Genomic DNA, 26636 nt, shown 5'->3' with positions numbered 1-26636 from the left:
TCGAATTGTTCATTAAGTCCAAAGTCGGAATTCCGACTTTGGACATTCATTTGTTTGTTGGAATCGCCCGGGTTAGAAGGACTGGGCGATTATTTTTTTTTGATAGGCAATAATTGGACAGATATTTTATATTTTGCCCCCCTAAATCAATCACTTATGAAAAGCACTCTATTCTTTATTTTATTGGCTACCATTGGCCTCATTGCATGTAAAAAGGAGAATACCAAGGTAACTCAAAGCTCTGCGATTGTGGGCCGCTGGAGCTATATAAAGGATACTGTTTGGGTGTATAAAAATGGAGCCACCTCGTTTATGGAAGGCTATAAATATACATCAGGGGAATATGTTCAGTTTAACGCTGATGGAACCGGTAGGGATTATAGAACAACTTTTACCTATTTATTTGCAGGCGATAAGCTAACTATCAAATACGCTTCTTTCACGAAGGGGGGCACGCCATACGATGCAGAAACGGAAGTTTCGCAGGTTACCGGTATTACTGGCAACAATATGGTATTATTCTACGACTATAGAAACTACAGCAATGGAAAATTAACAGACGGTAATAAAGTCATTGAGTATTTGTCAAAATAACATTATAAAGAACCATTTAAATTATGGACAAAGCACGTCGGCACGAACTAAAAATGTTAAAATTTAAAAGGAGAATAACAAATCGGGGGTATAAACCAGGGCCATCCGTAAATTTATTCAGCTTCCGAACAACAGGAAAACCATGTTCATGTTATCGCTGCAGTATCGGATCCTATAAGGAAAATGGACAAAAGAAAGCTGAATTTAAGATTATCAAAGAACACTTGGCTGAATTATCAGCCGACTAAACACTTTCGCCAAAACCCAATTTATTAAACTCCTGATCACACAGACATATTGATCCATTGTAGCATCTCAAAAATGCAGCATGAACATTAATGCAATTTTGCGCCACCTGTAATCTTGCGCCCGCTTCTCACCCATGCTATTAAATCTGACTTAAGGAAATACAATCGCTTTCCCGGCTTGCAAACTGGTATCTTTGATTGATTCACCAAGGTATACATGGTTGAAACTGGAAGATTTAAGTATTCTGCGGCTTTTTGAATGTTTAAAGGCTCGTCTAAGGTCGCGCCACCAATGTTTTCTATAACGGATGCCAGCTCATCACGTATCACCGGCCTGAGCCTTGCTATCAGCTCTGTTAGGAAGTCTTGCTCCCATTGTTGGAGTGGATGCATAAACTTAATTGCCTTTAGAGTTTACATAAGCCTCGATGTCACGCCATTTAAAGCGCACCTTCCGGCCGATCTTAAAATACGGGATGGTGCCAACCGATATCATGGTGTTAAGGGTTGATTCGGAGATACCCAGGTAAGCTGCAGCTTCCTTTTTATTTGCTGGCTGGCGAATAGTGGGTGTGCTTTGGTTACCTAAAGCAGCGGCCAATTCCTCACGGATTAACTCCCTGAAGATTTCCTTTAGTTCAGCCAGATCGTATTGTTCTAATATTATCTTTTCCATCGCTTATTGTTGATGTGAGTGATTATAAAAACTTATACCTGTCAAATGACTAACGATTTTATTTTAGCTTAATTTATCAAATTTTGATAAATTAATTATTTTATCTACTTTTGATAAAATTAATAACAATGCGAATCATTATTGAAGATGATTATTTGAAAAGCTTATATAAGAATGGCGAAACCGTGGGGAAACCCAAATTTGGCCCCTTAATAGAAAGGGCGTTTATCAAAAGGGTACTTCAAATAGAGCAATCTTTAGACACTAATTCGTTAAGAAAAATAAAATCACTACATTTTGAGCAGCTCAAAGGAGACTTAAAAGGTAAACTATCGATCAGGGTTATTGATGGCTTCAGGTTAATATTTAGAATTGAAAATGACGGGGCTAACAACAGAGTTGAAATAATTGCAATTGAAGAACTTAGTAATCACTATTCAAAATAATTTATATCATGGGAAACGTATTTGACAAAGAGGGTAATCAGCTGAGAACGCCGATAGCCTTCCACCCTGGAGAATTACTTTTAGAGGAAATTGAGGAAAGGGGGTTGAAGAAAATAGATTTCGCCAAAGCCATAGGCCAGAAGCCTGGTAATTTAAGCGATTTGTTTAAAGGTAAACGTCATATCAGTGCGCAAATGGCCATTAAGATTGAAAAGGCATTGGATATCAGCGCTGAATATTGGCTGGGGCTTCAATCGGCCTATGATTTAACAATTGCCCGTAGGCTTGAGCACGCGTGTTGAATAACACCGAAAACTATAACTAATTAATGGGTACCAACACAATAATAGTATCGCCCGAATCGGGCAAGCGCGTAAAAGCGATAAGGGAGGCCTTAGGCCTTACCCAGGTTGAATTGGCTAATGAATACAAATGCGGACAATCAACCATCTTCAGGTATGAGAATGGGGTAAGGGAGCCCAGCGGGGCGTTTATCAAATTCCTGCATGATAAATACCGGGTAAGCCTGGAATATTACACAACCGGTAAGGGGCCAAAATTTGAAACAGGTAAAAAAACAAGCGGACCAACAGATGTTATCTCCCTTAAAAATACTATCGAATTACAAGAAGGCAGGATAAACGAACTGGAACGCAAAGTAAACGGTCTGATACGTGAGGTATATGTTTTAAAGCATGGGGTTAAAGAATAACTTTAGCCACTATAAACTTTATTAATTAAAATATCCTTTTTGAAATAAACCCGTTTCATTCAAGCCCAGGCGCCATGTCGTGGTCTAAATTAATTCATGTTCAAATTACCAGGTATATCACTTATAATGTTGTCATAAAGCCTGAATTTTGAGTCATCGAAGGATGGATCCTTTAATTTCAATTCCCTTGCTTCATTGGATAAAATAACATACTCAACCATTTCGCCAAACAACTTATTAAGAGCCTCGTTTTTGTCAACATGGTCCGGGTTGGTCGATAAGTTCTTATAAATCAACTGCACAGCGTCGGTAAGTTTCTGGTCCGATACCTCGATCAGGTTTGCCCGCGGCATTGCAGCCAACTTATTCAAAGTTTTTAAAAAAACCTTGTTATTTTGATTTTCCTGATCTGAAAAAATCAGCATCTGTGTTTTTTCTATATAGCTATTTAATAATTCTCTCATAGTCTGTTTTTGCTTTATAATTTACTTTACATTTTCTAACCATCCACCAGCGGCTAATTTTGAATAACCCGGCGTAACTGTTGCAAAACAAATGTGACCCTGAGAAGGTATATTTATTCAGTTACGACCGGTAGTATTTTTAATAAAAAGCCAAGTTAAGACATAAACCTGCCGCTGCTCGGCTGTTCATAGATAAAATGACCCTGAAGCTTTTCGTTCCATCCATCCGGAGCGGTGCCATTTTTATCTAAAGCTATATTATCATTCAGCCATTTTTTCAAATCAGCCCTTTTAAAAAGCAGTTTTTTAGGACCTTGTTTACTGTATGGTATTTTATTGGCACCAACCATTTTATAAATTGTGGATTTTGACAGCCCCAATACCTCGACCGCTGTATTTATATCTACAAATTCATTTTCGGCCGGCAATGGCCTGTTTTGCCCACGTGTATCTAAATCCTGGACACTTACGTTAAATCCGGTTGATTGCATTGACAAAGTTACTTCATCCCTTATAATGGTCCGTAACTCGCTTACGGTTAAATCTGCTACTTTTGTTTCCATGGTCAAATGTAAATAATTCCACAAAAAGAAACAATAGGAAATAAAAAGAAACAAAAATATTATTTAACAGCCTAAACACTTCGATCTGGACATAACCTATTTTAACGACCGCGCTAAAAAATAAAATCCTTATTCACTACCTTTGTCGCTGACCAGGGGGGCGTTTTAGAAACGCATTTGAAAAAGTGTAATATTTTTTTGGGTTTGCATCCCCTGGTTATTTTTGTTCCCCATTGCCTTGCAATAGCCACGCGTCCAATTCCGATTTTTTGAACAATACCCGTTTCCCGTTTTTGTAAAACGGTATTTTATTTTGTGATACCAAATTATATAGTGTGCCCGGTACTATTTTTAAAAGGTCAGCAGCTTCTTTTATTCCTATGTAACCTTCGTCAACATTTACATAAGGCAGGCCCGGAACCCCGTTTAAAACGTTTTGTAACTCTTCTCTAACTAACTGCCTAAATTCTAAGTCGGTGTAACTGGTTTTTACTGTCTTTTTCATGTGATTGATTTTTGTTTCGACAAATATAAAATTAAATATCATTAAATAAGAATGAAATATAATTAAATAAAATTTGCATTTATTGTTTTTTGTTGTACCTTAGCTGATGCAAACCCAATACTAAATATTAATTTTATGAACACTTTATCAAACACCACTGCCGCCACATTGCTACCTTTAGCAGGGGGCCTTTTATTACCAGTATTTAACAATCAGGTTGTAAACAAACCAGCCCGCACGATCTATTACGTAGATGCGGCCATTTTCTGCGGGGATAGCATCGAGGTTGATTATACCTTAAATGATGAATGGTTTAACACCTCAATTGAATTTCAAACATTACGCGCCTTTATTTTATCTGCCGGCCTTAATGATTATTGCTTTGATAGCTCTGATCATGCCGGTGAGCACGTACAAACCAGCGGATCAATCGATCTGGACATTTACACCGATGTTTATTTAAATGACGCTGTAAAGGCTTATTTACAGTCAATCAAAGCAGGTCAATACAACCTGAACTAAGCATCAATTTTAAATTCCAATTGGCCCGGTATCTTCCGGGCCGTTCTTAACCAATTTCCCTACACCAATTTTAAAGACTAAAAAAATGAACTTACCTAAGTATACCACCGCCGATATGCAAGCAGTTAAAGGCTTATATAATGCTTTTCAACACGAAGAAAAATCAATAAGGGACCACGAAAACAAAATGGCAAAACAAGATCCTACTTACCACGTAGGTGATTTTCATATAGAAAATATAAATCTGGAAGACCTTTTTTCAAGTTTAGAAGACATCATTAATACCTGGTGCCCGAACAGTATGTCAAGCCCTCTAACATTCTATACCCTGGAAAACGTTTTTCTAACGTATCTAAAGCATGAACCTAACCACGCGGCGGATGCCTTCAAGTTATTTTCAACGCTTATGGAATTGGTTGCAAAACTATTGGAACATAAAAACCTGGTCATTAAACAACTGGTTAAATATCAAAGGTTAAATGAGATAGTTGACGGAAACGAAAACGAAATAGTATCAACCAACGCAGCGTAAAAAAACAGGTCGGCGGCTTAAATGTCGCCGACCTTCAAAATTAACACACCATGACATCGATTAATATACAAGCCATACAGGCCACCACAGCAACACCGGAAATGCCAATGATCCTAACAACTCAGGTTAAAGCTAAAAAGCTACAAAAAGCCTTAAATGAGTTAGGTGACAAGTATCCGGGCGAAATTGGGTTATTCCTTGCCAATCAGTTTTTTCAGGTATGGTTTAGCGAGGAACTTGAATAGTAAAAAAAATGCCCGGCTAAAAACCGGGCTTAATCACAAACCGCCCCGCCTAACACGCGGGGTTTTGGCGGTATAAAACAAATAGAGTTTGGTGTTATTTTACATCAGCCAGGCAAAGAAGATACACTATTCAGCGTATCGTTAAATGACGCGAAGGAATTAGCCAGGGCGATACTGGGCCACTGAGTAAGCAGCCCTTACTTAGTCAAGAGGATATTTGTCCTCTTGCTTTTTAGTGCACCATGCTTTTTAATCCCCTCCGTAAGTGACTGATATATAACGAGCCCTGAAAATTAAGGGCTCGCAACTCGTCATTACACTCAAGGTTTTTACGCCACTGACCAAGTTGAACTTAGTCAGTGGGAGAGCCAAAAGCATCCAACTTAGTGACCGAAGTGATAAAAAGCACTTCGGTCACTAAGTTACTGTCTGTCAACTTTTCACCTTTTTGGGTGGAAAGGTTATTTCCCATTTGGGAAAAAACCCCTTGCCGAATTTAGCAGGTCTGATAATCAACTAATTGCCCGTTTTGGTCAAATAGGTCCGTCTTTATGACGAGCGGTTAGGCTACAAAGAATTCTCGCGGCTCAAAATTGAGCCGCGAGAATACATAGACGGCAGAGGGAAAATATACCCCGAATACATCATTCTACAACCAGGGTTAGCCACAAGAACAAACGTCCCGGTAGGACAATTATCCTACCGGCTATTCCCACTTAGTGGGAGTTTGCAAGTAAGTACAGCTTACCAGCAATTTAGCGAGTCTGATAAGTAGGCTCTTAGTCGATATTTGGCCGAAGTCCGAAAATCGGACTTCGCTGGCCATAAATAAAAAATATCGCCCTCGGGCAGCCCTGACAGGCAAGGCGAAGCCATAAAAATACCGAATTAAGCCACGGGTATAAATTCATTTAATAAAAGGCTGCGAAGATTTTTCCGACATCATCTACGCGCGTGCGTGCGTGAGTAAAGCGCCGTTTTGCTTTTTGCCATCAGGCCGGTGTATGGCGTTGCGTACTTGCTTTTTTATTTGGGGTTGGTTACCTTGTTATCCATTAGAATTATGTTTAACATTTTATTTCAACCATTATGGCAATTAACAACTTCGGCCCCTTTCAGTCTGATGTTTGGGGTACTGTTTCCGATTGGATAACAATTTTAGTTTATTTGATAACGGCATATTTTATCTACAAAACATTAAGATCACAATTAGCAATTCAACGCATAGAATCTAACAGAGCATCACGGGAAATAAGGCCTTATTTTTCACTTGAAACGCGTATCGATGAAAATAAAACCGGGCTAAAGCTTGTTTGTCATAACCATACTGCGTTTGATGTATATACAGGAGTGAATATCGATGCATCTTTAAACCCTACTGGTGATTTAAACCTGCAATCAAAAAATTATTTCCATTTTATCAAACCAGGTCAAGACAGTTGGTATACTAACCCAATGTGGGGTAACCCTTTCGTTAATGGGTGTTTACAAATTAATTATAAAGATGAAGATGGCCGGGAATACGAGCAGAAAATTTACTTCTCAGACGATTATTCTGTAAAAAATGACCTGCCAACTGTTTTGCAAGGCTGATCTGCCGGCAAGTTGATCCGTTACCTGGATTACTGGTAACGTGCGAGGCCAGCAAGGTTTTTACGACCTCATTTACGCGGGCGTGGGGATAGTTTTCCGAAGTCATTAACGCGCGTGGCGGGACCAACATTTTAAACGACACTTACAACCGGCAGTTTAATAAAACGGCCTTAAGCCCGGTTAAATGGCCCGCAATCGACTGCCTGCCGCGGGGATATCATAGGCCTGTAAGGATTTTGTAAGGGTAGCAAATGAGCTTATTTAAGGCCTGGATTAGTGGTAAGATTGGCAGACGCTAAGAAAAAATATCATTATTGGCCCGCATCGACTAAAAACGAAAAAAAAGTAGTTGAAATACTTAGCACTATCCTTTTCCTTTCAGAATCCTTACAGAAAAAATAAAAAACCCTCTCTGTATTAAACAGAGAGGGTTTTAAGTGATCCCGCTGGGATTCGAACCCAGGACCCCAACATTAAAAGTGTTATGCTCTACCAGCTGAGCTACGGAATCATACTTTTTAACTTTACCGGTACTGCTACCGTTTCTGTTTAAAGAGATTCAATTATGGTTTAAAATAAGAAAAGCCTTCTTTCAAAGGCTTTTCGTGATCCCGCTGGGATTCGAACCCAGGACCCCAACATTAAAAGTGTTATGCTCTACCAGCTGAGCTACGGAATCATTACTTTTCAACTTTCCCGGTACTGCTACCGTTTCCGTTTAAAGTGGTGCAAATATAGGGCGATTAATTATATGATGCAAGTGGTATTTACAATTAATTGTAAAGTATTTGTTAAGCTATTAATTGCCAATAAACTACATTTTAAATATCGCTATTTTACCCTTGTCGCCAGCCAATAAAACCAGCTTTCCGTGTTTAGCCCTGCGGCAAACATTAAAGCTGGTGCTATCAATTTTTTTCCAGGACTCGCCGTAGGCTGCCGATAAGCTGGTGCCAGATGTCCCTGTTGATAAATATGTCCGCCCTTGTATGCGCTCCACACATGACTGAAACCCGGTATCGCCTGCAGGCAAAACCTTATATAAGTTGCTTTTTTTGTCGTACTTACAAATTACAGAATCCGTTGCTTTATCTTTTGAATAGTTACCACCTACAGCCACCAGCAAATCATCAGATATTGAAAAAGAGCCTTTACTGCCTGCATTTTGTGCAAGGGGTAACCTTTTTGTTTGCCATTGCGGTTTATTGCAATTACATAATTGTAAAAAACGGGCTGCCATGCCGCCGCTTGCTATAACCACACCCAAATCTTTATTAACCCTTAAGCAGGTACCGCTTGCTGCAAAGGCGGCCTCGCCGGGTAAGGCATCGGGCGTGTTTTGCATCTCGGCCCAGGTTTCGCCGCCATCGTTGGTTTCCATCAGCAGGAATTTATTTTTTATAGGGTCGCCTAAAATATAGCCGTGTTTGGCGTCGGCAAAGTCCATAGCATCAAAAAAGTATATACTATCGGTTTTGCGGCATTTTTCCTGCCAGGTTTTACCGCCATCAGTAGTTTTTAAAACCAAGGCGGGAGTACCCGAGCTCATAATCACAGCCTCTTTATCATTAAATGCTTCAATATCCCTAAAATCGGCTTTTTCATAGCCGGCAACCTGCTGCCAGGCCCAGGTTATGCCGCCATCGGTAGTAATAGCTATGTGTCCTTTGCTGCCGCTTATCCACGCGGTTTTATCATCAACAACCGATAAACCACGAATGCTGGTTGGCTTATCCTGCTGTAAAATGGTGATGGTTTGCGCTGCCGAAATAAATGGCGTAAACAGTAAAACTGTAATTATTAGCTGGTAAAAACGTTTCATGAAGCCTAAATTAAGCCTAAACCGGGCAAGTAACAACTGCCCGCCAATTTTTTAATTTATTATAAGGCTTTTTGACAGAAACGCTTATATTTGCACGCTTGTTAATAAAACAACAGGCCCGGATGGCGAAATTGGTAAACGTTGCGGTCTCAGAAGCCGTTGAGAATTGTCTCTTGAGAGTTCGAGTCTCTCTTCGGGCACGCCGGAAATGAAGTTGAAAGTCTTAAGTCTACAGTCTAAAGTGAAATACTTAAGGCTTAGAACTTAAGACTTTAAACTTAAAATGCCCAGGTGGCGAAATTGGTAGACGCACCATCTTGAGGGGGTGGCATTCGTAAGGATGTACGAGTTCGAATCTCGTTCTGGGCACTTCGCAAAAATTCAAATCATTTCCTTCACAACCCCAGGTTATAACAAGCGTGCTTGCAAACATCTGATGATATTGGTTGTAACGTATATACGTTAAACAAGCAAATGTATAAATACACCCTATCTATTTTCATTATTATAGCAGTTGCCTGCAACCTGCGGGCGCAAAACCAGCCTATCTATCAATATAAAGATCATGTTTTCCCTAATATCGACATAGCAGAAAACTTAACTTATAATCCCGCTGCAAAGCCTGCCGACGCTATTTCATACCTCTTCGATCTATATCAGCCCAAGGGTGATCATGCCGCAGCCAGGCCGCTTATTATCTGGATGCATGGCGGTGGTTTTAAATATGGCTCAAAAGCCGACAAGGGCATCAAAATATGGAGTAATGATTTTGCTGAGCGTGGCTATGTATGCGCGGCTATTAACTACCGGCTAAGCAAAAATAACCCGGTATTCCATTTTGATGAATTGCAAAAAAGCTGCTATTACGCCGTACAGGATGTAAAAACGGCTATAGCTTATTTTAAAAAGCACCGGGCAGAATATCATATCGACACCAACAAAATAATTCTTGCAGGCAATTCTGCGGGCGGCATTATAGCCTTGCAAGCCGCTTATAGCAGCAACGCCGAACTATCAAGACGTACAGGCGTAGTTGACTCGACAGCCTTACTTAAACCCGACGATAGGGCTAAAATTGCCGGCATCATTAACTTTTGGGGAGGCATTCTTGACATCCGCTGGTTAAAAAATGCGCGGGTACCTATTGTAAGTGTCTATGGCTCGCATGACCGCATTTTAAACCCCATACAGGCCGATACAGGGATGTATGGCAGTATCACCATCCATCACCGCGCGGATGACCTGCATATTAAAAATAGCGTAAAAGTATTTGAGGGATTCGGGCACGAATTGCAAAGGCATTTCAATCCGCTTTTTGATGCCGGCAAACCCACGCAGAAAAGATGGCTTGAGGCAGCACAGTTTGCATCCGTTTTTTACTACGAACTATTATTTAACAAACCCGAGTAAACAATTGTTGCTTTTTGCAGTTATAATGTTGAAATTGCTTTGATCCAATTAATTACAAGTATATGAGAATCACAAAAATTATCACGATTGCAACCATAGCGTTAATGAGCTTTGAGGCTTTTGATGCCACAGCCGAAGCATTACCCGCTGTTGCGGCAACATCTGTTTTACAAATCAAGCTTCCGCCACCGCCACCACGTCCGCCTGCACCGCCAAATCCGTTCAGGAGGCGTCACCGTCGCATCCACAGGCACCGCAGGCTGCATATCAAATTGCCGCCGCGTCCGCCTGCACCGCCAAACCCTTTGAATTTGCCAACGCCGCCGCGCCCATAATTAAAAAGCCCTCCCGATAGTACATCCGGAGGGCTTTAACGTTTAGGTTTATTGCGGAAGGTTATAAAAAAATGTTTCGGTTACAATTTTACCGGCTTTAACTTCGTAAACGCAAACTTCGCTCATCATGCTGCGGCCCTGGCCTTTATAGGTTACATCCATATCCATGGTTACTGCAAAAAAGTTACCGCTTACAATCGGGTCAGATACCTGGCCGCTGTGAACCTCTTCAACCATATCATACCATTGCTGGTTTTTGGCTATCGCGGCTTCCTTACCCTCTGAAAGCTCCATGTGCGAACCTTTTGGTTCGTGGCTTACCACATCATCAGCATACAGCTCACTTATGGCATCTAAATTTTTGCCTTCGCGGCAAAACTCAACTAATTTTTCAGCTACTTCCTGTGTGTTCATCTCAATTGGTTTTATTGGTTAATGCTGATATAAAGTTACTCAGTATTATAAAAACTATGGCATTATTTGTTTTAAGTTTAGGTTAAGCTTTATTAAGTTTCTGAGGTCGGATATCTGGGGTCTGGGCTCAGAGATCTGAGGCTGGAAGCCTGGGAGGCTGAAATCTGTCATCTGATTACAGAGTACAAACCTGTTAAAAGCTAAAAACTCTGACCTCAGACCTCATAACCCAGCCCTCAGACAATTCGTCTAAAAAAGTTTAATAAAATCATTTTTTTATGATTACTTTGAAGGTTAAATTTTTGCAAGGGATACAACAAATTAAATGCAGCTTACCCGCTTAGAAATCAAGGGCTTTAAGAGTTTTGGAGATAAGATCACCATTAATTTTAATGAGGGTGTAACTGCTATTGTTGGGCCCAATGGCTGCGGTAAATCAAACGTCGTCGACTCTATCCGCTGGGTACTGGGCGAACAAAGCACCAAGATGCTCCGGTCGGAGAAGATGGATAACGTGATATTTAACGGTACCAAAACCCGTAAAGCAGCCAACCTTGCCGAAGTTTCCCTTACTTTTGATAATACCAAAAACGTACTGCCCACTGATTACTCGCAGGTTACCCTTACCCGCAAGCTTTACCGCACCGGCGAAAGCGAGTACCGGTTGAATGATGTGCAATGCCGCTTAAAAGACATTACCGATCTTTTCCTGGACACGGGTATCGGCTCAGATTCGTACTCCATCATCGAGCTGCGGATGATTGACGAGATCATCACCAACAAGGAAGGCTCTCGCCGCAATTTATTCGAGGAAGCATCCGGCATATCTAAGTACAAACTGCGCAAAAAACAAACTTTTAATAAGCTAAAAGATACCGAAGCCGATTTAGAACGTGTTGAAGACCTGCTTTTCGAGATTGAAAAGAACCTGAAAACACTGGAGAACCAGGCCAAAAAAACCGAGCGCTATTACCGGATAAAGGATCAGTATAAATCGCTGAGCATTATGCTGGCCTCATTTAGGATAGTATCTTTCAGCGAATCGTTGGCAAAAATTCAGGACCAGGAGCAAAAGCAAAAAGCCGATAAAGGCGGCATTGTTGCCCAGATAGATACTTTGGAGGCTGCCCTGCAACAACAAAAGCTGGATAGCATTACCAAAGAGAAAAACCTATCGGTACAGCAAAAAACCACCAACGAGTTTGTATCGAAGATTCGCGCTTACGAAAGCGAGAAAAAGATTAAGAACGAGCAGCTAAAATTTCAGCAGGATAAGGAAGCTCGGTTAACCGAGGAACTTGACAAAGATAAAAACCAGTTAAACCACGTTTTTTACAACATCAAACGCCTGTCAGAAGAAAAGGCGCTTGAAGATGAAACCCTGCAAACTATTAAAACCCGCCTGGCCGATTTAAAAGAAGCGGTTGACGAGTTACGCCTGCAGCAAACATCGGCCCGAAACGAATTGACCGAAATAACCGGCATTAACACCCGCCTGCAAAACCAGGCCTATAAGGCAGAAAAGGATATCGATATCCTGCAAATTCAGCAACAGGCGCTGGAGCAGGAAAGCCAGCGCAACATGGAAGATACCACCAATAAAGAGGTGGAACTTTCGCACTTTAACCAGGTGGTTGCCGAGCTGCAAAACAGGAAGGAAACGCTGGATTTTGATTACCAGCAGGCCCTTGATTTTGAAAACAAGTTAAAGGAGCAGATAGCCGAAACGGATGCCGAACTGAGTTTGGTAAAAGATACCATCATTAAAGAAAGCCGCAAGCTGGATGCCAAACAAAACGAGTACAACCTTACCAAAAGCATGGTTGATAACCTGGAAGGTTTCCCTGAGTCTATCCGCTTTTTAAAGAAAAATACCGACTGGGCAAAAAATGCCCCCTTGTTTAGCGATGTACTGTTTTGTAAAGAGGAATACCGCGTAGCTATTGAAAACTACCTGGAGCCGCTGATGAACTACTACGTAGTTGAAAATTATGATGAAGCTATAAAGGCTATCCAGCTATTGAGCAATTCGTCGCGTGGCCGCGCGCATTTCTTTATCCTTGAAAATTATAACGAGATAAACCCGACTAACCCTGCTTTTGAAAATGCGGGTGCGGTATCGGCCCTTAAGGTTATCGAGGTTGATAAACGCTACATTAACCTGTGCAACCATCTGTTGAAAGATGTATTCCTGGTTGATGACGATAAAGACCAGCAAATTAACAACGCTGCCCTGCCCGATGGCGTGGTGCTGATTGGCAAAAGCGGCAAATTCAACAAATCCAGGCATACCATGGCCGGCGGATCGGTAGGTTTGTTTGAGGGGAAAAGGATTGGGCGCGCCAAAAATCTGGAAAACCTGGCTAAAGAAATTAAAGGCATCGAAAGCCTGGTTAACACGCAGAAAAGCAAATCCGACGAATTACAGAGCAGATTATCTGCCTTAAGATCATCAACTAAAAACACCGAGATCAATGAGCAGCAAATGATCATCAACCGGCTAAATACCGAACTGATCACGGTAAAAACCCGGCAGGAGCAGTACCAAACATTTATTGAAAACAGCCTTAATCGTAAGGATGATATAGCCCGCAAAATTGAAGGCATTAAAGCCGAAATGGAAGCCCTGCACCCACAATTGGCCGATTTAAAAGCCCAGAAGCAAATTCAAAGCGAACTGCTGGTTGACAAACAGGCCGAATTTAACGAACTGAACGAATATGTATCGGTACAGTCAAACGCCTTTAACCAGGAGAATATCCGTTTTCACCAACAGCAAAACAAGGTATCAGGCCTGGTAAAAGACCTGGAATACCGCGATAATCAGCAGGAAAACCTGGAGGCCCGCATAAAACAAAACAGCGCCGAACTGGAAAAAGTAAAAATTGCCATCCAGGATAACCTGAAGCAATCTGACAACTCCGACGATGACCTGCTGGAGATGTACGAGCAGAAGGAAAACCTGGAAAAAGCCACCCAACAGGCCGAGCAGGAATACTATCAATGGCGTGGCATCATTACCGAAAACGAAAACGAGATAACCGCGCTTCGCCGTAAAAAAGACAACCACGAGGTGATTGAAAATGAGCTTCGCGATGAGCGTAATAACCTGAAACTGGAACTAAACGCGCTTAAAGAACGCCTCTCGGTTGAGTTTAATATCGATATTGAAGACCTGCCGGAAACCGAAACACCGGCCGAAAGCGAACAGGAACTGCGCGAAAAGGCCGAAAAACTAAAAAAACAGCTGGACGATTTTGGTGCCATCAACCCTATGGCGGTTGAGGCATACAATGAGATGAATGAGCGTTACACCTTCATCCAAGCCCAAAAGAAGGACCTGAGCGAAGCTAAGGCATCGCTGCTGGCCACCATCCAGGAGATTGATGATACCGCTAAAGAAAAATTTATGCACGCCTTTGTCATGGTGCGCGAAAACTTCATCAAAGTATTCCGCTCATTGTTTAATGACGAAGATTCATGCGATTTGATCCTGACCGACCCAAGCCACCCGCTGGAATCGGACATTGACATCATCGCAAAGCCAAAAGGGAAACGCCCGTTATCCATCAACCAGCTATCCGGGGGAGAAAAAACACTTACAGCAACAGCCATACTGTTTTCACTTTACCTGTTAAAGCCTGCCCCCTTTTGTATTTTTGATGAGGTGGATGCCCCGCTTGATGATACCAATATTGATAAATTTAACAACATCATCCGCACCTTTTCCAAAGATTCGCAATTCATCATTGTATCGCACAATAAACGCACCATTGCCAGTACCGATGTCATTTATGGCGTAACCATGGTTGAGCAGGGAATATCGCGCGTAGTCGCTGTTGATTTGCGGGAACTTGCTGATTAAATGTATTTCGCTAAAAGTAGGCAGGGCAGTTTGTTTCCCCCAAACATATAGCACCAACGGCGCACGCCGCTATCGCTTTATCCTCCCCTCCACCGTGTTTACACCTTTGGGTATATTATGTAAGAAATAGTTATCATTTCGACGGGCGAAGGTGACCATTGGGTAGGGTATGAAGAAATTCTATACGAGCGATATGCACAGTTGGGTATGGCATAGAAGATTTCTCACCATTACCCCCGAACGGGTCACCCCTCCAAGGAATTCGAAGTTACAGAAGATACTAAACATCAATGCCGCAAATTTTGTAAAAGCAGATATTACAACTTAAATTAAAAAGGGGCAAAAGATAAATATCCCTTGCCCCTTTTTAATAAGATTCAATGCTTTCCGCTTATCTATGGCGAAGTTCCTTCTTTCCTCCTACCATTCCTTTAAACTTACGTTCGTCCAGTTTTAGTGTCATGTCTGAAACCTGCTGTGCCGACATAGTTTTAGTTTTTGACAAGCTTTGAACTTTCGGGCCAGACACGTCATAAACGCCCGTAGTAATATAGTTTAGGGCATGTTGCAATAATACTTCTGTACTATCGCCAAAATCCTTGGTAACATCATCATAATCAAGTTTACCCGGGTAATCTGTTGAACCTGGCGTCATCCCCGAATAATACCCACCCTGGTTGGCCGAGTTTTTGGTTTCAAACTGCGGCACATATAATTGGTATTTATTGATATCGATAGCAAAAAAACCTACCGGTTTACCGTAACTGGTGCGACCTATAAGTTTAACTTCCATTTCGGGGCGCAGGTTATTAATAGTTAGTTCACTTGCCGATGCAGTTGAGCCGGTTACTATAAAAAACACTTTACTTACATTCAGCGAACCACTTTTGGCGAAATTAACCCGGTTGTTAGCCGGTAAAAAATCGCCTTTATTAATATCATATATAGCGCTTAGCAATGGGTGGTTATCGGCTTGCAGCTTATTATTATAATAATAAGTAAACATCTGGGTGCCGCTTTTTGCAGCAGGTACAATCAGGTTATCCAGGTATTCGGCTGTTTCAACACTTCCACCGCCATTATAGCGCAGGTCAACAACCAGGTCAGTAACACCTGCAGCGCTAAAGGCATTAAAGGCTTTTAATAATTGGGGGCGGGCGTTAGCTATTACTGTAAAAGTATTAAAAACAACATACCCTATTTTTTTATCACCCATAGTAAAAACCTTGTATTTTAAAACCGGGTTAATGGTATAATCGGCCACACTTAACGACACGTCAGCTGTAGTATTGTTGGCCTTTTTAAGTGTCATAGTAATTGGGCTGGTGCCAAAAATCGCATTTACTACAAAGTTTACATTGGCGCCGTTATCATAATCCAAACTGGTGCGGCTATTAAGTTTTACTATCTGATCGCCCCTTTTTATGCCTGCACTATCAGCAGGCGAACCAGGATATACATATTTTACGCGCAGATCGTTGGTTTCCTGGTACAACACCGAGAATCCAAAATCGCCGCTTACACCGCCCAGTTCTGAAGAAACAGACCCATCATCAATAAACGAGTATTTAGCCGAGCCAGGATCGGCCGCATAGTATTCATATGGAAGGCTTGTTGCCGGGTTAATTTTATATTGCGATAGTTTATCCACCTCGCTGGTAAGTGCGGCTATTTCGTTAGTTCCCGTGAATGAACGTGGAGCAAATGTTTTATAATCCGGAATAGCATCATACCATAAATAGGTTTCTTTAGTATACAGGTAAACCGAATCCTTGATCAGGTTAGATATTTCTAATTTGATTGCGGTAGAATCGGTACCGTTGACGATTATTTTTTTATCCTTATGACAAGCTGATAACAAACCGGCGGCAAGGATGATGATCAAGTATAATATTTTTTTCATGTACAACAAATATAATGTGTTAACGAAATAAAAATAAGTATGTTACAACAGGTGTTACAAAAATTTGTCTACGCTTAAATAGTCAATTCCAACAGTTTCGGCGCATAAGCTATCTACCTCAGAACTGCCTATCATCAAAATATCCCTTCGTTGCAGGTTATGCTCCTGCATTAACAGGTGTATTACATCTGGCTCGGGTTTTGGGGCGGTTTCATCGGCCAGGTAGCAAATTAGGTATGGTTCAAGTTTATGCCACTCTACCTGCCTTATCTTATTTACCTGCTGCGTAACTTTCCCGTTGGTTACAATGAATAGCTTTTTACGGTCGACAACAATTTCCTGAAGTAAGGTAAGCATATTCTGGTACAAAAGCAATTTCAGGGGCAGCTTCGCGGTATCAAAAAGGTTGTAAAACTTGTCCCGGTACTGCGCCGCGACAGGAAATTCCTTTTCAAGCTTATCAAATACAAAGTCGGGCCCTTCGGCAACATAGGTATCTGTCATCAAGCTAATTACTTGTTTGGCATCAACCAGTTCAACATACTCCAGCATGTTTGCAAACAGGTAGTAAACCTGGTATATATAATCTTTGGCCGGGTATAACACATCATCCAGCTCCAGTACAAACGCGGTTTTGCGCTTATCAATATCCTTATACTTCATCGTTGCCGGCAATGATTGTTATATTATATTCGTTAAATAACACTTCCGATTGTTTTAACAGGCCGGTTTCCTGTTCGCGGAAAAGATAAACTTTGTCTACCCCCAAGTCAAGGCATAAAGCCAGCATTTCATGCGTGTAACTGGGCGATGCAGGATTAGGCAGGCGAATGAGTTGGCCGGGCTTCAACATAAAATCCGGCAATTCCATATAATCGCCCATAATAATATCGGCGCCGTTTAATTTATTTTTTTGCTTATAAGCTTGTGCAGCAGTTGCTGCTGTTATCAGTATCTTCAATTTAATAGCTAAGCTTATGGTACAATTAAACCGTCTTTCATAATAACCGTACGGTCAGATAGGTCGGCAAGTTCTTCATTATGAGTAACAATAACAAAAGTTTGATTAAAATCATTACGCAACTTAATGAAAAGTTCATGCAACTCCAGCGCGTTTACTGAATCGAGGTTGCCCGATGGTTCGTCGGCAAATATTAATGCAGGGTTATTAATAAGGGCACGGGCAACGGCTACCCGTTGTTGTTCGCCGCCCGAAAGTTGGTTGGGTTTATGGCTCAGCCTATCGCTCAATCCCAGCAAATCCAGTAACTCTTTGGCTTTTTTTTCGGCATTTGACTTTGATACACCAGCAATAAATGCCGGTATACATACATTTTCCAGCGCCGTAAACTCGGCCAGCAAATGATGAAACTGGAAGATAAAGCCAATTTTACGGTTTCTGAAATCGCTTAAGTTTTTATTATTAAGCTTGCTTAACTCAATATCGTTAATATATAACTCCCCCGAATCCGGCCTGTCTAACGTGCCTAAAATATTAAGCAGGCTACTTTTGCCGGCCCCTGATGCGCCAACGATAGTTACAATTTCGCCTCGTTTAACCTCCAGGTCAACACCCTTTAATATCTGTAACTGCCCGTATGATTTATAAATGGATTTAGCTTTAAGCATAACGCAAAGTTAATATTTTGGTTGATTTTATCGGGGCGCTACAAACCTGCAGAATATGATTAAATTTAAAGCTGATAATGTTAAAATAGTATAACAAAACAGTTAATATGCCGTATACACCCCTGTGAAATAAAACCTTAAGGAGTAATATTATTGCAATCACCTAAATATAAAATATGCGCCTTCTGATAGTTTGCTGCATTTTACTTATCAATGTACCGTTTATTAATGCCCAGCAGCTATTTGTTGAAAAATATCCCATGAACGTTTACGGCGCCGGCATACAAAGCTGGACGATGGCACAGGATAACCAGGGGGTATTATATATTGCCAATAACGATGGTGTTGTTAAATACGATGGCCTTACATGGGATTTAATGCCCATTGCCAACCAAAACTATGTGTTTTCGCTGGGCCTTGATTCAAAAAACAAGATTTTTGTAGGCTCCTATAACGAGCTCGGTTACTTCAGGAAAGATAGCGCAGCAAATTATAAGTATCATACTTTATTGCCCCTGCTTCCCAAAACGTACAAAAACCTGAATGATATACGCCAAACAATAGTTTTTAATGACGAGGTATTTTTTAATAACAACAAAAACATTTTCCGGTACAGCCAGGGCACCCTTAAAATACTCAATATTACCGATAACTGGTTATTTCGGCTAAAAAAGCAATTGTTTTCGTTAGGTAGCAATGGCTTGTTAGTATATAAAAATGACCGATTTGCAGATGCCGGTTTTGGCAAACAAATAGCCGGGCTACATTTGAAACGAATTGCCGACTACGAAAATGACAAATACCTTTTGCTCGACGATAACAACCGGATATGGTTATTAAACCCGCTGGAGGCAGACAGCAATAAAAAAATGCTGCTCCTCACCAAAAATCCGGTTACCACCACCAAAAACGTTCCTGTACGAAGTCTGCTTTACCTGGATATGGGAAAAATAGCCCTGGTTGCCGAAGAAGGTGTTTATCTTTTAAACAAAGATGGCGAAACGGTAAACTTTAACTCAAAAGATATGCTGGGGCTTAACCTCAACACAGGTTTTTGTTTCCTGGATAAGGCCCAAAACATTTGGCTTGGTGCTGATACCTATATTACGCAACTGGTTTCAAGTTCGCCCTTATCTATTTATGACAATAATAATGGCCTGGACGGTACCATATTGTCCCTTGGTAAAAAAAACAACGATTTATATGTGGGTACCGATAAAGCGCTTTTTTATAAAAATGGTAATTCAACTTTTTCTGCCATCCCGGGAACCGAAAGTGAAAACTGGAATATGTTTAATTTTGGCAGCAAACTATATTTAGCTCATCGTAAAGGGGTTTTTGAAATACAAGGCAAAAAAGCTATTCCGCTCATTCATCATTGGTTTATCCAAACCCTTGGCGAGATAAAAAACAAGCCCGATTGTATGATCATGGGCACCTATAACACGGGCATCTGGCTTTTATCAAAAGAAGGCAATACCTGGCACGAAAAAAAGATCAGGGGCTTTGAACAGGAAACCCGCTATATACAACAAGATGATGAAGGTAACGTATGGATAAGCCACTACAATAAAGGTATTTATAAACTAAGGCTAAACGCGCAAATGGATTCAGTAATCAGCACGGCCTTTTATGATACAAAAAACGGATTACCATCAACCCTCAACAACCGTATTTACCGGTTAAACAACCGCATTGTAGCCACCACCACCAACGGTTTTTATAGCTACAACAAAATAAAAAACAGGTTTGAACCCGATGCCATACTTGGTAAGGTGAGCCGGGGCGTTTGCATTTACACCGCTACACAAACTACCCGGGGCGATATTTACTTTTGGGGAGCCCCATCAAAAAAAGTGCAAAATGCTGGTGTCTTTATAAAACAAGCTGATGGTTCGTTCAGGTTGTTGTTTACTCCATTTAAAAAAATCGGGCTGGCTACACATGGCCTGTTACCTGTTGACGTAGATGCACCAGTACTTGCAGCAGGTACCAATGAAATATGGATTGGCAATTTAAAGCGGGTTGTAAATTACAGCCCCAATCAGCCAACCTATTATCATAAACCATTGCCGGTATACATCAAAACCGTAAAAGCGGCAGATTCAACCATTTTTGCTTCAGGCGCCGGGCTGCCACAAAACGATATCCCCTTTTCAAAAAACAGGTTGAAATTTATTTTCACAAGCCCGTTTTTTGAGGATGCTGACAAGATGCAATACCAATATCAATTAAACGGATTTGAAGATAAATGGTCGGGCTGGAGCCATGACCGCGAAGTTTCATTTACCAACCTTGCCGATGGCGATTACACCTTTTTTGTACGGGCCAAAAACATTTACGGGCAAATAAGCAGCACAGATGCTTATTCGTTTCATGTTAACGCCCCCTGGTTTAAAACCTGGTGGGCTTATTTGTTTTATGCATTTACAGGCTCGTTATTGTTTTACCTGTTCAGTATATTTAACAATGGCCGTATTAGAAGGCAAAAACTGGCCCTTGAACGAAAGGTAACGGAAAAAACCAGGGAATTACGCCAAAAAACCGACGAAATTTTGGCGCAAAGCAAAGCGCTGCAAGAGTCAAACTTAACCAAAGACAAACTTTTTTCCATCATATCGCACGATTTAAGAGGGCCAATAGGCCAACTCAAACAAACCCTTGATCTGGTAAAATCCGGTTCGATCTCGCTGGAAGAACTGGAGGAGCTTATCCCGCATCTCGACGAAAATATAGGCTCTGCGTTTAGCCTTACAGATAACCTGCTTTACTGGGCAAAAAGCCAGATGGACGGCATCCAGGTGCACCAGGTTTTGTTTGATGTAATGGAAATTGCCGACGAAAACTATCACCTGTTTAAACTGAACACCGATAACAAACACATCGAACTGGTTAACAACATCAACAAAAGCATTGGTGTTTACGGCGATAGGGATATGATAAAGCTGGTATTGCGCAACCTGATTGGCAATGCCACTAAATTCACACCTGTTAACGGCAAAATAACCCTGGGATACAGTACTAAACCCGGCTTTGTTGAAGTGTATGTAGAAGATACCGGCGGCGGAATGTCTGCCGAGGATATTGCCAAAATATTCCGCAGGGAAAATTTTCATAAAGATGGCACTTCGGGCGAAAAGGGCTCGGGGCTGGGGCTCTCGCTTTGCCAGGATTTTATCGAAAAAAATGGGGGTAAACTAACCATCCAAAGCCAATTGGGTAAAGGAAGTAAAATTTCTTTCTGGCTTAAAAGCGATGATAAAATAAGTCCTGTCAAATAAACGCTACAATCCTCCCCTACTTTAAACAAAAATTGTAGATTTACCGCAAATTCTTCAAAAAACATGAATATCCACGAATATCAGGGCAAAGCGATATTAAAAAGCTTTGGCGTACGAGTACAGGAAGGCATTGTTGCTGATACACCCGAAGAGGCTGTTGCAGCTGCCCAAAAATTGAAAGAAGACCTGGGATCAAGCTGGGTGGTTATAAAAGCCCAGATCCATGCCGGTGGCCGTGGTAAAGGCGGTGGCGTAAAGCTGGCCAAAAATCACGATCAGGTTAAAGAAATTGCAGGCAATATTATTGGCATGCAACTGGTTACCCCACAAACCGGCCCCGAAGGTAAAAAAGTAAAAAAAGTTTTAGTTGCCCAGGATGTTTACTATCCTGGCGAAAGCGAAACTAAAGAGTTTTATATGAGTGTACTGCTTGATAGGGCCAAAGGCCGTAACATTATCATGTACAGCACCGAAGGCGGTATGGATATCGAAGAAGTTGCACACTCAACCCCCGAACTGATATTTAAAGAAGAAATTGATCCTAAAGTTGGGCTGCAGGCTTTCCAAACCCGCAAAATTGCTTTCAACTTAGGCTTATCGGGCGAGGCATTTAAGGATATGACCAAATTCATCGCGGCATTGTACAAAGCTTACGATGCAACCGATTCATCGCAGTTTGAAATTAACCCGGTATTAAAAACATCTGATAACAAAATTTTAGCTGTTGATGCCAAAGTCAACATTGATGATAACGCCCTATACCGTCACCCGGATTACGCTGCTATGCGCGATACCGACGAGGAAGACCCTACTGAAGTTGAAGCCAGCAAATCAAACCTTAACTATGTAAAGCTTGATGGCAACGTAGGCTGTATGGTTAATGGTGCCGGCTTAGCGATGGCCACCATGGATATTATTAAAATTGCCGGCGGCGAGCCTGCCAACTTCCTTGACGTTGGTGGTACTGCCAATGCCGAAACCGTAAAAGCAGGTTTCAACATCATCCTGAGCGATCCGAACGTTAAAGCCATCCTGATCAACATCTTTGGCGGTATCGTTCGTTGCGACCGTGTTGCACAGGGTGTTATTGACGCCTACAAAGAAATTGGCAACATCCCTGTACCTATCATTGTTCGTTTACAAGGCACCAACGCCGCCGAAGCAAAAGAATTGATAGATAACTCAGGTTTAAAAGTATACTCGGCTATCTTATTAAAAGAAGCTGCTGAAAGAGTGAAAGAAGTATTGGCTTTGTAATTAAAGTCGATTGAAATATAAAAAGAGGCGATGGGTGTAAAACTCATCGCCTCTTTATTTTCTTACAGAGGCGCATCACATGCGTCTCCCCCATGCAATTCATGCATCATGTTATATCCACAAGCATCATTTAAAACAAAATGTCATTTCGAACGAACCAGCGGTGGAATTGCGAGGGGGTGAGGAGAAATCTTTTACGCCCTGCATTCCAAGGTGCTTTCGTAATGCAGGGCGTAAAAGATTTCTCCTCGTACCTCGTTCGAAATGACATTTTTTTAGTTTTACCCCTCCCCCATCAAAAAGCAGCCCCAATAACCTCCATATAATCCGCCCTGTTGCATTTTTTAAAAACAATATCCCGGCAGTTATTAAATAGAATAAATGCTTTTAGCGCTGCTGTTATCTTCCCTATCATGGCCTCGTCAAGCTCTACCTCCTCAAAATGCAGGTTGTGTACAATCAGTACTTTTTGTTTCCTGTCGGCTTTGGCATCCATGCGGGCTACAAAGGTGTCGCCTACCAGTACCGGTAAACAGAAATAGCCGTACTTGCGTTTGGGCGCGGGCACAAAGCATTCAATCTGATAGTCAAAGTCAAAAAAGTCCCTCAAGCGGTGCCTGAATACATTCAGGATATCAAAGGGCGAAAGGATAAAAGCATCACCCGCCAGTTCAACCTCGGTTTGCTGGCCAGGCAACATATAAAGCGGGGCGCTTTTTAACCCTTCTACCTGTACGATGCGCACTTCGCCTGTGGCTACCATTTTCTCCAGTTCTTTTTTAACCAGGTTGCCCTTTACATAACGGGCGCGCCAGGCCATTTCTTTAACGTAAGCTATCCCCAATCCACCCAGCGTGCGCCTGATAACGAAGCGGGCAAATTCTTCTGCAGTGGGCATGGTTAAATCCGTATCCGGCGGAATTAAATTCATCGGCACATCATATACTTTATGAAAACTTTTAGTGCGGGTGATGGTCAGTTTGCCATCCAGGTACAACCGTTCGAGCGCCACTTTGGCCGGGCGCCAATCCCACCAGCCCGAGCTGGCCTCCAGCCGGTCGTTCTCAAAATCGCCAACCATCAGGGGGCCTTCACGTTCCACCCGGTCAAGCACCTGTTTCATGAGGCGGGTTTCTGCTGGTGTCAGGGGCTTCCGGTTTACCGAAAACCCTTCCTTAACAGGCAACGAAAAGCGAAAATCCCTCATTGGGATATAACCCGCGTCGGAAGTAAAATATTCAAATATCCGGCCGTCGGCTACCAGTTCGCTCAGCCAATCCGGCTCATAATCCGGCACCCGCGCGGCCATCACGTGGTGGTGCGCCCTTTCAACCACGTAATTGGTATCCAGCTGCACAAAACCCAGGTGATCAATAAGCCGGTAAACTGCCTCAATCCCCGATCCAAACTGCGCCTTTCTGGCTAATCCGGCTGCGCGAAGGATGATTTTTCGGGCCTGTGGTTTTGATAGTATCAGAGGTTCCATACCAATTCGTTTTTCAGCAGAGGCACATCACATAAACCTCCGCAAAAATTCCGTTCGCAATTAGGTCATTACCATTTTTCGGCCTGACGACATTACCCGCAATGGGGCGTGCATTATGTATTATGATAACAAATCGGGTTAAACTGCAACCGGCAATGCCACCCCATCGGCCTCTTCGGCAACCAGCGGGTTAATGCTTTCATCATCTTTTTCAACCCGCAGGTTGTTTACAATGTGCATCTGGCGGGTTGGCGTGTTTTTGCCCATAAAATATTCCAACAGACCTTTAATATTGGCGTCTTTCAGGATCACGGGATCAAGGCGGATATCTTTACCTATAAACAAGCCAAATTCATCGGGCGAAATCTCGCCCAATCCTTTAAAGCGGGTTATCTCGGGCTTGTTGCCTAATTTGGCTATGGCGTTGCGGCGTTCCTCGTCGCTGTAGCAGTAAATGGTTTCCTTTTTATTTCGTACCCGGAATAATGGCGTTTGCAGGATAAAAACGTGACCAGCCTTTACCAGGTCGGGAAAAAACTGCAAAAAGAAGGTCATGAGCAGCAGGCGGATGTGCATACCATCCACATCGGCATCGGTGGCTATTACAATATTGTTATAGCGCAGGGCATCCAGGCCGTCCTCAATATTAAGGGCATGCTGCAGCAGGTTAAATTCCTCATTTTCGTACACCACTTTTTTGGTTAGGCCAAAGCAGTTAAGCGGTTTACCTTTCAGGCTGAATACAGCCTGGGTCATTACATCGCGCGATTTGGTGATGCTTCCGCTGGCCGAATCACCCTCGGTAATAAATAGGGTGGTATCCTGGCGGCGCTCGTGGGTATCTTCAAAATGCAGTTTGCAATCGCGCAGCTTGCGGTTATGTAATGATGCTTTTTTGGCGCGCTCATTGGCCAGCTTTTTGATACCGGCAATATCTTTACGCTCCCGCTCTGATTGCAGAATGCGTTTTAATAATGCATCGGCAGCAGCCGGATTTTTATGCAGGTAATTATCCAGTTCCTTTTTCAGGAAATCGTTGATGAAACCACGCACCGATGGCCCTTCGGGGCCAATATTTTGCGAGCCCAGTTTGGTTTTAGTTTGCGATTCAAAAACCGGCTCCTGTACCTTAATGGCTATAGCCGCAACTATAGATGCGCGGATATCGGCAGCATCAAATTCCTTTTTATAAAACTCGCGGATGGTTTTAACAACTGCCTCGCGGAAAGCAGCCTGGTGGGTACCTCCTTGTGTAGTGTTCTGGCCGTTTACAAACGAGTAATATTCCTCGCCATATTGTTGCCCGTGGGTCATGGCTATTTCAATATCCTCGCCTTTAAGGTGGATGATAGGATAGCGTAATGTTTCTACATCCGTGTTACGGGTAAGCAAGTCATATAGCCCGCGTTCCGAAAAATATTTTTGACCATTAAAGTTTATAGTAAGGCCCGAGTTAAGGAACACATAATTCCATATCATACTCTCAACAAACTCCGGGATAAAACGGTAATGCCTGAAAATGGTATCGTCGGGTATAAAGTTAATAGCCGTACCGTTGCGTTGCGTGGTTTCCTTTTCGGGTTCGTCCCGAATCAGTTCGCCTTTGGCAAATTCGGCCAATTTGGTACGGCCGTCGCGGTATGATTGTACAATGAAATTGTTCGACAGCGCGTTTACCGCCTTGGTACCCACACCATTTAACCCTACCGACTTTTGGAAAGCCTTGCTATCATATTTACCGCCGGTATTTATTTTACTTACGCAATCAATAACCTTACCCAGCGGGATACCGCGGCCATAATCGCGCACCGATACTTTATGATCGCTCATATTTACCTCAATGGTGCGGCCGCTGCCCATTACAAACTCATCTATCGAGTTATCAACAATCTCTTTAAGCAATACATATACCCCATCATCATAAGCCGAGCCATCGCCCAGTTTACCAATATACATACCTGGGCGTAAACGGATGTGCTCCTTCCAATCGAGCGAGCGGATACTATCTTCACTGTAATTAACTGGTTCTGCCATTTATAAAGTAGAATTTTAAAGCAGGTGTTACTATGCACCTATTTGCAAAAATAAAGTTTCGGTAATGAATTGAGTATCCAAAACTGTTAACTTACTAACA

The 26636-nt window shown here is 42.1% G+C and carries 26 protein-coding genes and 4 tRNA genes; 15 read left to right on the top strand and 15 right to left on the bottom strand.

Annotated features, from left to right (window positions below; genetic code table 11):
* Positions 1-156 precede the first annotated feature (156 nt).
* Positions 157-594 (top strand): hypothetical protein, encoded by a 438-nt coding sequence (locus tag PQ469_RS05940; RefSeq protein ID WP_274212105.1) that lies wholly within the window; start codon positions 157-159, stop codon positions 592-594.
* Positions 595-929: 335 nt separating this feature from the next.
* On the opposite strand, the gene PQ469_RS05935 is transcribed toward PQ469_RS05940, so the two are convergent.
* A complete protein-coding gene (locus PQ469_RS05935) occupies positions 930-1235 on the bottom strand; it encodes a helix-turn-helix domain-containing protein (RefSeq protein ID WP_274212104.1) in 306 nt (101 codons plus the stop codon).
* A 4-nt stretch (positions 1236-1239) separates the two neighbouring features.
* On the bottom strand, positions 1240-1518 hold the full coding sequence (locus PQ469_RS05930; protein ID WP_274212103.1) for a helix-turn-helix domain-containing protein: 279 nt from the start codon (positions 1516-1518) through the stop codon (positions 1240-1242).
* A gap of 128 nt (positions 1519-1646) precedes the next feature.
* On the opposite strand from PQ469_RS05930, the gene PQ469_RS05925 reads away from it, so the two are divergent.
* Genes PQ469_RS05925 through PQ469_RS05915 form a run of 3 tightly spaced genes read left to right on the top strand, consistent with a single transcriptional unit; the run spans position 1647 to position 2676 of the window.
* Positions 1647-1964 (top strand): type II toxin-antitoxin system RelE/ParE family toxin, encoded by a 318-nt coding sequence (locus tag PQ469_RS05925; protein ID WP_274212102.1) that lies wholly within the window; start codon positions 1647-1649, stop codon positions 1962-1964.
* Positions 1965-1972: 8 nt separating this feature from the next.
* On the top strand, positions 1973-2266 hold the full coding sequence (locus tag PQ469_RS05920; protein ID WP_274212101.1) for a HigA family addiction module antitoxin: 294 nt from the start codon (positions 1973-1975) through the stop codon (positions 2264-2266).
* 26 nt (positions 2267-2292) lie between these two features.
* The gene (locus PQ469_RS05915; RefSeq protein ID WP_274212100.1) at positions 2293-2676 is read left to right on the top strand and encodes a helix-turn-helix domain-containing protein; all 384 of its coding nucleotides are present in this window, start codon (positions 2293-2295) and stop codon (positions 2674-2676) included.
* Between the two features lie 89 nt (positions 2677-2765).
* Here PQ469_RS05915 and PQ469_RS05910 read toward each other — a convergent pair whose 3' ends face one another.
* From PQ469_RS05910 to PQ469_RS05900, 3 genes are all read right to left on the bottom strand, one after another.
* Complete coding sequence (locus tag PQ469_RS05910; RefSeq protein ID WP_274212099.1) at positions 2766-3140, bottom strand: hypothetical protein; 375 nt, start codon at positions 3138-3140, stop codon at positions 2766-2768.
* Positions 3141-3295: 155 nt separating this feature from the next.
* Positions 3296-3703 carry a helix-turn-helix transcriptional regulator gene (locus PQ469_RS05905; protein WP_274212098.1) on the bottom strand — a complete coding sequence of 136 codons (408 nt, stop codon included), beginning with the start codon at positions 3701-3703 and terminating at the stop codon, positions 3296-3298.
* Between the two features lie 217 nt (positions 3704-3920).
* Positions 3921-4208: a helix-turn-helix domain-containing protein gene (locus tag PQ469_RS05900; protein ID WP_274212097.1), complete on the bottom strand. Its 288-nt coding sequence runs from the start codon at positions 4206-4208 to the stop codon at positions 3921-3923.
* Between the two features lie 135 nt (positions 4209-4343).
* On the opposite strand from PQ469_RS05900, the gene PQ469_RS05895 reads away from it, so the two are divergent.
* The 4 genes from PQ469_RS05895 (at position 4344) to PQ469_RS05880 (ending at position 7100) form a co-directional block, all read left to right on the top strand.
* On the top strand, positions 4344-4730 hold the full coding sequence (locus tag PQ469_RS05895) for a hypothetical protein (protein ID WP_274212096.1): 387 nt from the start codon (positions 4344-4346) through the stop codon (positions 4728-4730).
* 85 nt (positions 4731-4815) lie between these two features.
* Positions 4816-5262: a hypothetical protein gene (locus PQ469_RS05890; protein ID WP_274212095.1), complete on the top strand. Its 447-nt coding sequence runs from the start codon at positions 4816-4818 to the stop codon at positions 5260-5262.
* Positions 5263-5312: 50 nt separating this feature from the next.
* A complete protein-coding gene (locus PQ469_RS05885) occupies positions 5313-5507 on the top strand; it encodes a hypothetical protein (RefSeq protein ID WP_274212094.1) in 195 nt (64 codons plus the stop codon).
* 1089 nt (positions 5508-6596) lie between these two features.
* Positions 6597-7100 carry a DUF8453 domain-containing protein gene (locus PQ469_RS05880; RefSeq protein ID WP_274212093.1) on the top strand — a complete coding sequence of 168 codons (504 nt, stop codon included), beginning with the start codon at positions 6597-6599 and terminating at the stop codon, positions 7098-7100.
* Positions 7101-7538: 438 nt separating this feature from the next.
* Here the strand turns inward: PQ469_RS05880 and PQ469_RS05875 are convergent.
* The 3 genes from PQ469_RS05875 to PQ469_RS05865 all read right to left on the bottom strand — a co-directional run bounded on the left by PQ469_RS05875 (position 7539) and on the right by PQ469_RS05865 (position 8922).
* Positions 7539-7611: transfer RNA gene (locus tag PQ469_RS05875), tRNA-Lys, on the bottom strand.
* A gap of 95 nt (positions 7612-7706) precedes the next feature.
* Positions 7707-7779: transfer RNA gene (locus PQ469_RS05870), tRNA-Lys, on the bottom strand.
* A gap of 135 nt (positions 7780-7914) precedes the next feature.
* Entirely contained in the window at positions 7915-8922 is a 1008-nt protein-coding gene (locus tag PQ469_RS05865) for a WD40/YVTN/BNR-like repeat-containing protein (protein WP_274212092.1), read from the bottom strand.
* Between the two features lie 116 nt (positions 8923-9038).
* Here PQ469_RS05865 and PQ469_RS05860 point away from each other — a divergent pair.
* From PQ469_RS05860 to PQ469_RS05845, 4 genes are all read left to right on the top strand, one after another.
* Positions 9039-9122, top strand: a tRNA-Leu gene (locus PQ469_RS05860).
* An 85-nt stretch (positions 9123-9207) separates the two neighbouring features.
* Positions 9208-9291, top strand: a tRNA-Leu gene (locus tag PQ469_RS05855).
* 105 nt (positions 9292-9396) lie between these two features.
* On the top strand, positions 9397-10332 hold the full coding sequence (locus tag PQ469_RS05850) for an alpha/beta hydrolase (RefSeq protein WP_274212091.1): 936 nt from the start codon (positions 9397-9399) through the stop codon (positions 10330-10332).
* A gap of 62 nt (positions 10333-10394) precedes the next feature.
* The gene (locus tag PQ469_RS05845; RefSeq protein WP_274212090.1) at positions 10395-10667 is read left to right on the top strand and encodes a hypothetical protein; all 273 of its coding nucleotides are present in this window, start codon (positions 10395-10397) and stop codon (positions 10665-10667) included.
* A gap of 48 nt (positions 10668-10715) precedes the next feature.
* Here the strand turns inward: PQ469_RS05845 and PQ469_RS05840 are convergent, their stop codons facing one another.
* On the bottom strand, positions 10716-11081 hold the full coding sequence (locus tag PQ469_RS05840) for a nuclear transport factor 2 family protein (protein WP_274212089.1): 366 nt from the start codon (positions 11079-11081) through the stop codon (positions 10716-10718).
* A 325-nt stretch (positions 11082-11406) separates the two neighbouring features.
* Here PQ469_RS05840 and smc point away from each other — a divergent pair, with 325 nt between their 5' ends.
* The gene (gene smc / locus PQ469_RS05835) at positions 11407-14946 is read left to right on the top strand and encodes a chromosome segregation protein SMC (RefSeq protein WP_274212088.1); all 3540 of its coding nucleotides are present in this window, start codon (positions 11407-11409) and stop codon (positions 14944-14946) included.
* A 391-nt stretch (positions 14947-15337) separates the two neighbouring features.
* Here smc and PQ469_RS05830 read toward each other — a convergent pair whose 3' ends face one another.
* From PQ469_RS05830 to PQ469_RS05815, 4 genes are read right to left on the bottom strand one after another with little or no spacing between them, the layout of a single operon-like run.
* Positions 15338-16849 (bottom strand): S41 family peptidase, encoded by a 1512-nt coding sequence (locus PQ469_RS05830; protein WP_274212087.1) that lies wholly within the window; start codon positions 16847-16849, stop codon positions 15338-15340.
* Between the two features lie 54 nt (positions 16850-16903).
* On the bottom strand, positions 16904-17512 hold the full coding sequence (locus PQ469_RS05825; RefSeq protein WP_274212086.1) for an HAD family hydrolase: 609 nt from the start codon (positions 17510-17512) through the stop codon (positions 16904-16906).
* A complete protein-coding gene (locus PQ469_RS05820; protein ID WP_274212085.1) occupies positions 17502-17810 on the bottom strand; it encodes a hypothetical protein in 309 nt (102 codons plus the stop codon). Before PQ469_RS05820 ends, PQ469_RS05825 begins: the two co-directional genes overlap by 11 nt.
* Positions 17811-17824: 14 nt before the next feature.
* On the bottom strand, positions 17825-18478 hold the full coding sequence (locus tag PQ469_RS05815) for an ABC transporter ATP-binding protein (protein ID WP_090651223.1): 654 nt from the start codon (positions 18476-18478) through the stop codon (positions 17825-17827).
* A 176-nt stretch (positions 18479-18654) separates the two neighbouring features.
* On the opposite strand from PQ469_RS05815, the gene PQ469_RS05810 reads away from it, so the two are divergent.
* Complete coding sequence (locus PQ469_RS05810) at positions 18655-21759, top strand: sensor histidine kinase (protein ID WP_274212084.1); 3105 nt, start codon at positions 18655-18657, stop codon at positions 21757-21759.
* Between the two features lie 63 nt (positions 21760-21822).
* Positions 21823-23016, top strand: a complete 1194-nt coding sequence (gene sucC, locus PQ469_RS05805) for an ADP-forming succinate--CoA ligase subunit beta (RefSeq protein ID WP_090651225.1) — start codon at positions 21823-21825, stop codon at positions 23014-23016.
* Positions 23017-23311: 295 nt separating this feature from the next.
* Here sucC and PQ469_RS05800 read toward each other — a convergent pair whose 3' ends face one another.
* Both PQ469_RS05800 and PQ469_RS05795 read right to left on the bottom strand, forming a co-directional pair.
* Positions 23312-24502: a winged helix-turn-helix domain-containing protein gene (locus tag PQ469_RS05800; RefSeq protein WP_274212083.1), complete on the bottom strand. Its 1191-nt coding sequence runs from the start codon at positions 24500-24502 to the stop codon at positions 23312-23314.
* Positions 24503-24640: 138 nt separating this feature from the next.
* Positions 24641-26536, bottom strand: a complete 1896-nt coding sequence (locus PQ469_RS05795) for a DNA topoisomerase IV subunit B (RefSeq protein ID WP_090651227.1) — start codon at positions 26534-26536, stop codon at positions 24641-24643.
* Positions 26537-26636 lie beyond the last annotated feature (100 nt).

It is taken from the genome of Mucilaginibacter sp. KACC 22773 (genome assembly GCF_028736215.1).
GTDB lineage: Bacteria > Bacteroidota > Bacteroidia > Sphingobacteriales > Sphingobacteriaceae > Mucilaginibacter.
This window is presented reverse-complemented; position numbering and strand designations above follow the sequence as displayed.

Excerpts from the sequence above, each read along its gene's own strand:
- PQ469_RS05940 (WP_274212105.1), top strand. The coding sequence starts at position 157 with ATGAAAAGCACTCTATTCTTTATTTTATTGGCTACCATTGGCCTCATT.
- PQ469_RS05935 (WP_274212104.1), bottom strand. The coding sequence starts at position 1,235 with ATGCATCCACTCCAACAATGGGAGCAAGACTTCCTAACAGAGCTGATA.
- PQ469_RS05930 (WP_274212103.1), bottom strand. The coding sequence starts at position 1,518 with ATGGAAAAGATAATATTAGAACAATACGATCTGGCTGAACTAAAGGAA.
- PQ469_RS05925 (WP_274212102.1), top strand. The coding sequence starts at position 1,647 with ATGCGAATCATTATTGAAGATGATTATTTGAAAAGCTTATATAAGAAT.
- PQ469_RS05920 (WP_274212101.1), top strand. The coding sequence starts at position 1,973 with ATGGGAAACGTATTTGACAAAGAGGGTAATCAGCTGAGAACGCCGATA.
- PQ469_RS05915 (WP_274212100.1), top strand. The coding sequence starts at position 2,293 with ATGGGTACCAACACAATAATAGTATCGCCCGAATCGGGCAAGCGCGTA.
- PQ469_RS05910 (WP_274212099.1), bottom strand. The coding sequence starts at position 3,140 with ATGAGAGAATTATTAAATAGCTATATAGAAAAAACACAGATGCTGATT.
- PQ469_RS05905 (WP_274212098.1), bottom strand. The coding sequence starts at position 3,703 with ATGGAAACAAAAGTAGCAGATTTAACCGTAAGCGAGTTACGGACCATT.
- PQ469_RS05900 (WP_274212097.1), bottom strand. The coding sequence starts at position 4,208 with ATGAAAAAGACAGTAAAAACCAGTTACACCGACTTAGAATTTAGGCAG.
- PQ469_RS05895 (WP_274212096.1), top strand. The coding sequence starts at position 4,344 with ATGAACACTTTATCAAACACCACTGCCGCCACATTGCTACCTTTAGCA.
- PQ469_RS05890 (WP_274212095.1), top strand. The coding sequence starts at position 4,816 with ATGAACTTACCTAAGTATACCACCGCCGATATGCAAGCAGTTAAAGGC.
- PQ469_RS05885 (WP_274212094.1), top strand. The coding sequence starts at position 5,313 with ATGACATCGATTAATATACAAGCCATACAGGCCACCACAGCAACACCG.
- PQ469_RS05880 (WP_274212093.1), top strand. The coding sequence starts at position 6,597 with ATGGCAATTAACAACTTCGGCCCCTTTCAGTCTGATGTTTGGGGTACT.
- PQ469_RS05865 (WP_274212092.1), bottom strand. The coding sequence starts at position 8,922 with ATGAAACGTTTTTACCAGCTAATAATTACAGTTTTACTGTTTACGCCA.
- PQ469_RS05850 (WP_274212091.1), top strand. The coding sequence starts at position 9,397 with ATGTATAAATACACCCTATCTATTTTCATTATTATAGCAGTTGCCTGC.
- PQ469_RS05845 (WP_274212090.1), top strand. The coding sequence starts at position 10,395 with ATGAGAATCACAAAAATTATCACGATTGCAACCATAGCGTTAATGAGC.
- PQ469_RS05840 (WP_274212089.1), bottom strand. The coding sequence starts at position 11,081 with ATGAACACACAGGAAGTAGCTGAAAAATTAGTTGAGTTTTGCCGCGAA.
- smc (WP_274212088.1), top strand. The coding sequence starts at position 11,407 with ATGCAGCTTACCCGCTTAGAAATCAAGGGCTTTAAGAGTTTTGGAGAT.
- PQ469_RS05830 (WP_274212087.1), bottom strand. The coding sequence starts at position 16,849 with ATGAAAAAAATATTATACTTGATCATCATCCTTGCCGCCGGTTTGTTA.
- PQ469_RS05825 (WP_274212086.1), bottom strand. The coding sequence starts at position 17,512 with ATGAAGTATAAGGATATTGATAAGCGCAAAACCGCGTTTGTACTGGAG.
- PQ469_RS05815 (WP_090651223.1), bottom strand. The coding sequence starts at position 18,478 with ATGCTTAAAGCTAAATCCATTTATAAATCATACGGGCAGTTACAGATA.
- PQ469_RS05810 (WP_274212084.1), top strand. The coding sequence starts at position 18,655 with ATGCGCCTTCTGATAGTTTGCTGCATTTTACTTATCAATGTACCGTTT.
- sucC (WP_090651225.1), top strand. The coding sequence starts at position 21,823 with ATGAATATCCACGAATATCAGGGCAAAGCGATATTAAAAAGCTTTGGC.
- PQ469_RS05800 (WP_274212083.1), bottom strand. The coding sequence starts at position 24,502 with ATGGAACCTCTGATACTATCAAAACCACAGGCCCGAAAAATCATCCTT.
- PQ469_RS05795 (WP_090651227.1), bottom strand. The coding sequence starts at position 26,536 with ATGGCAGAACCAGTTAATTACAGTGAAGATAGTATCCGCTCGCTCGAT.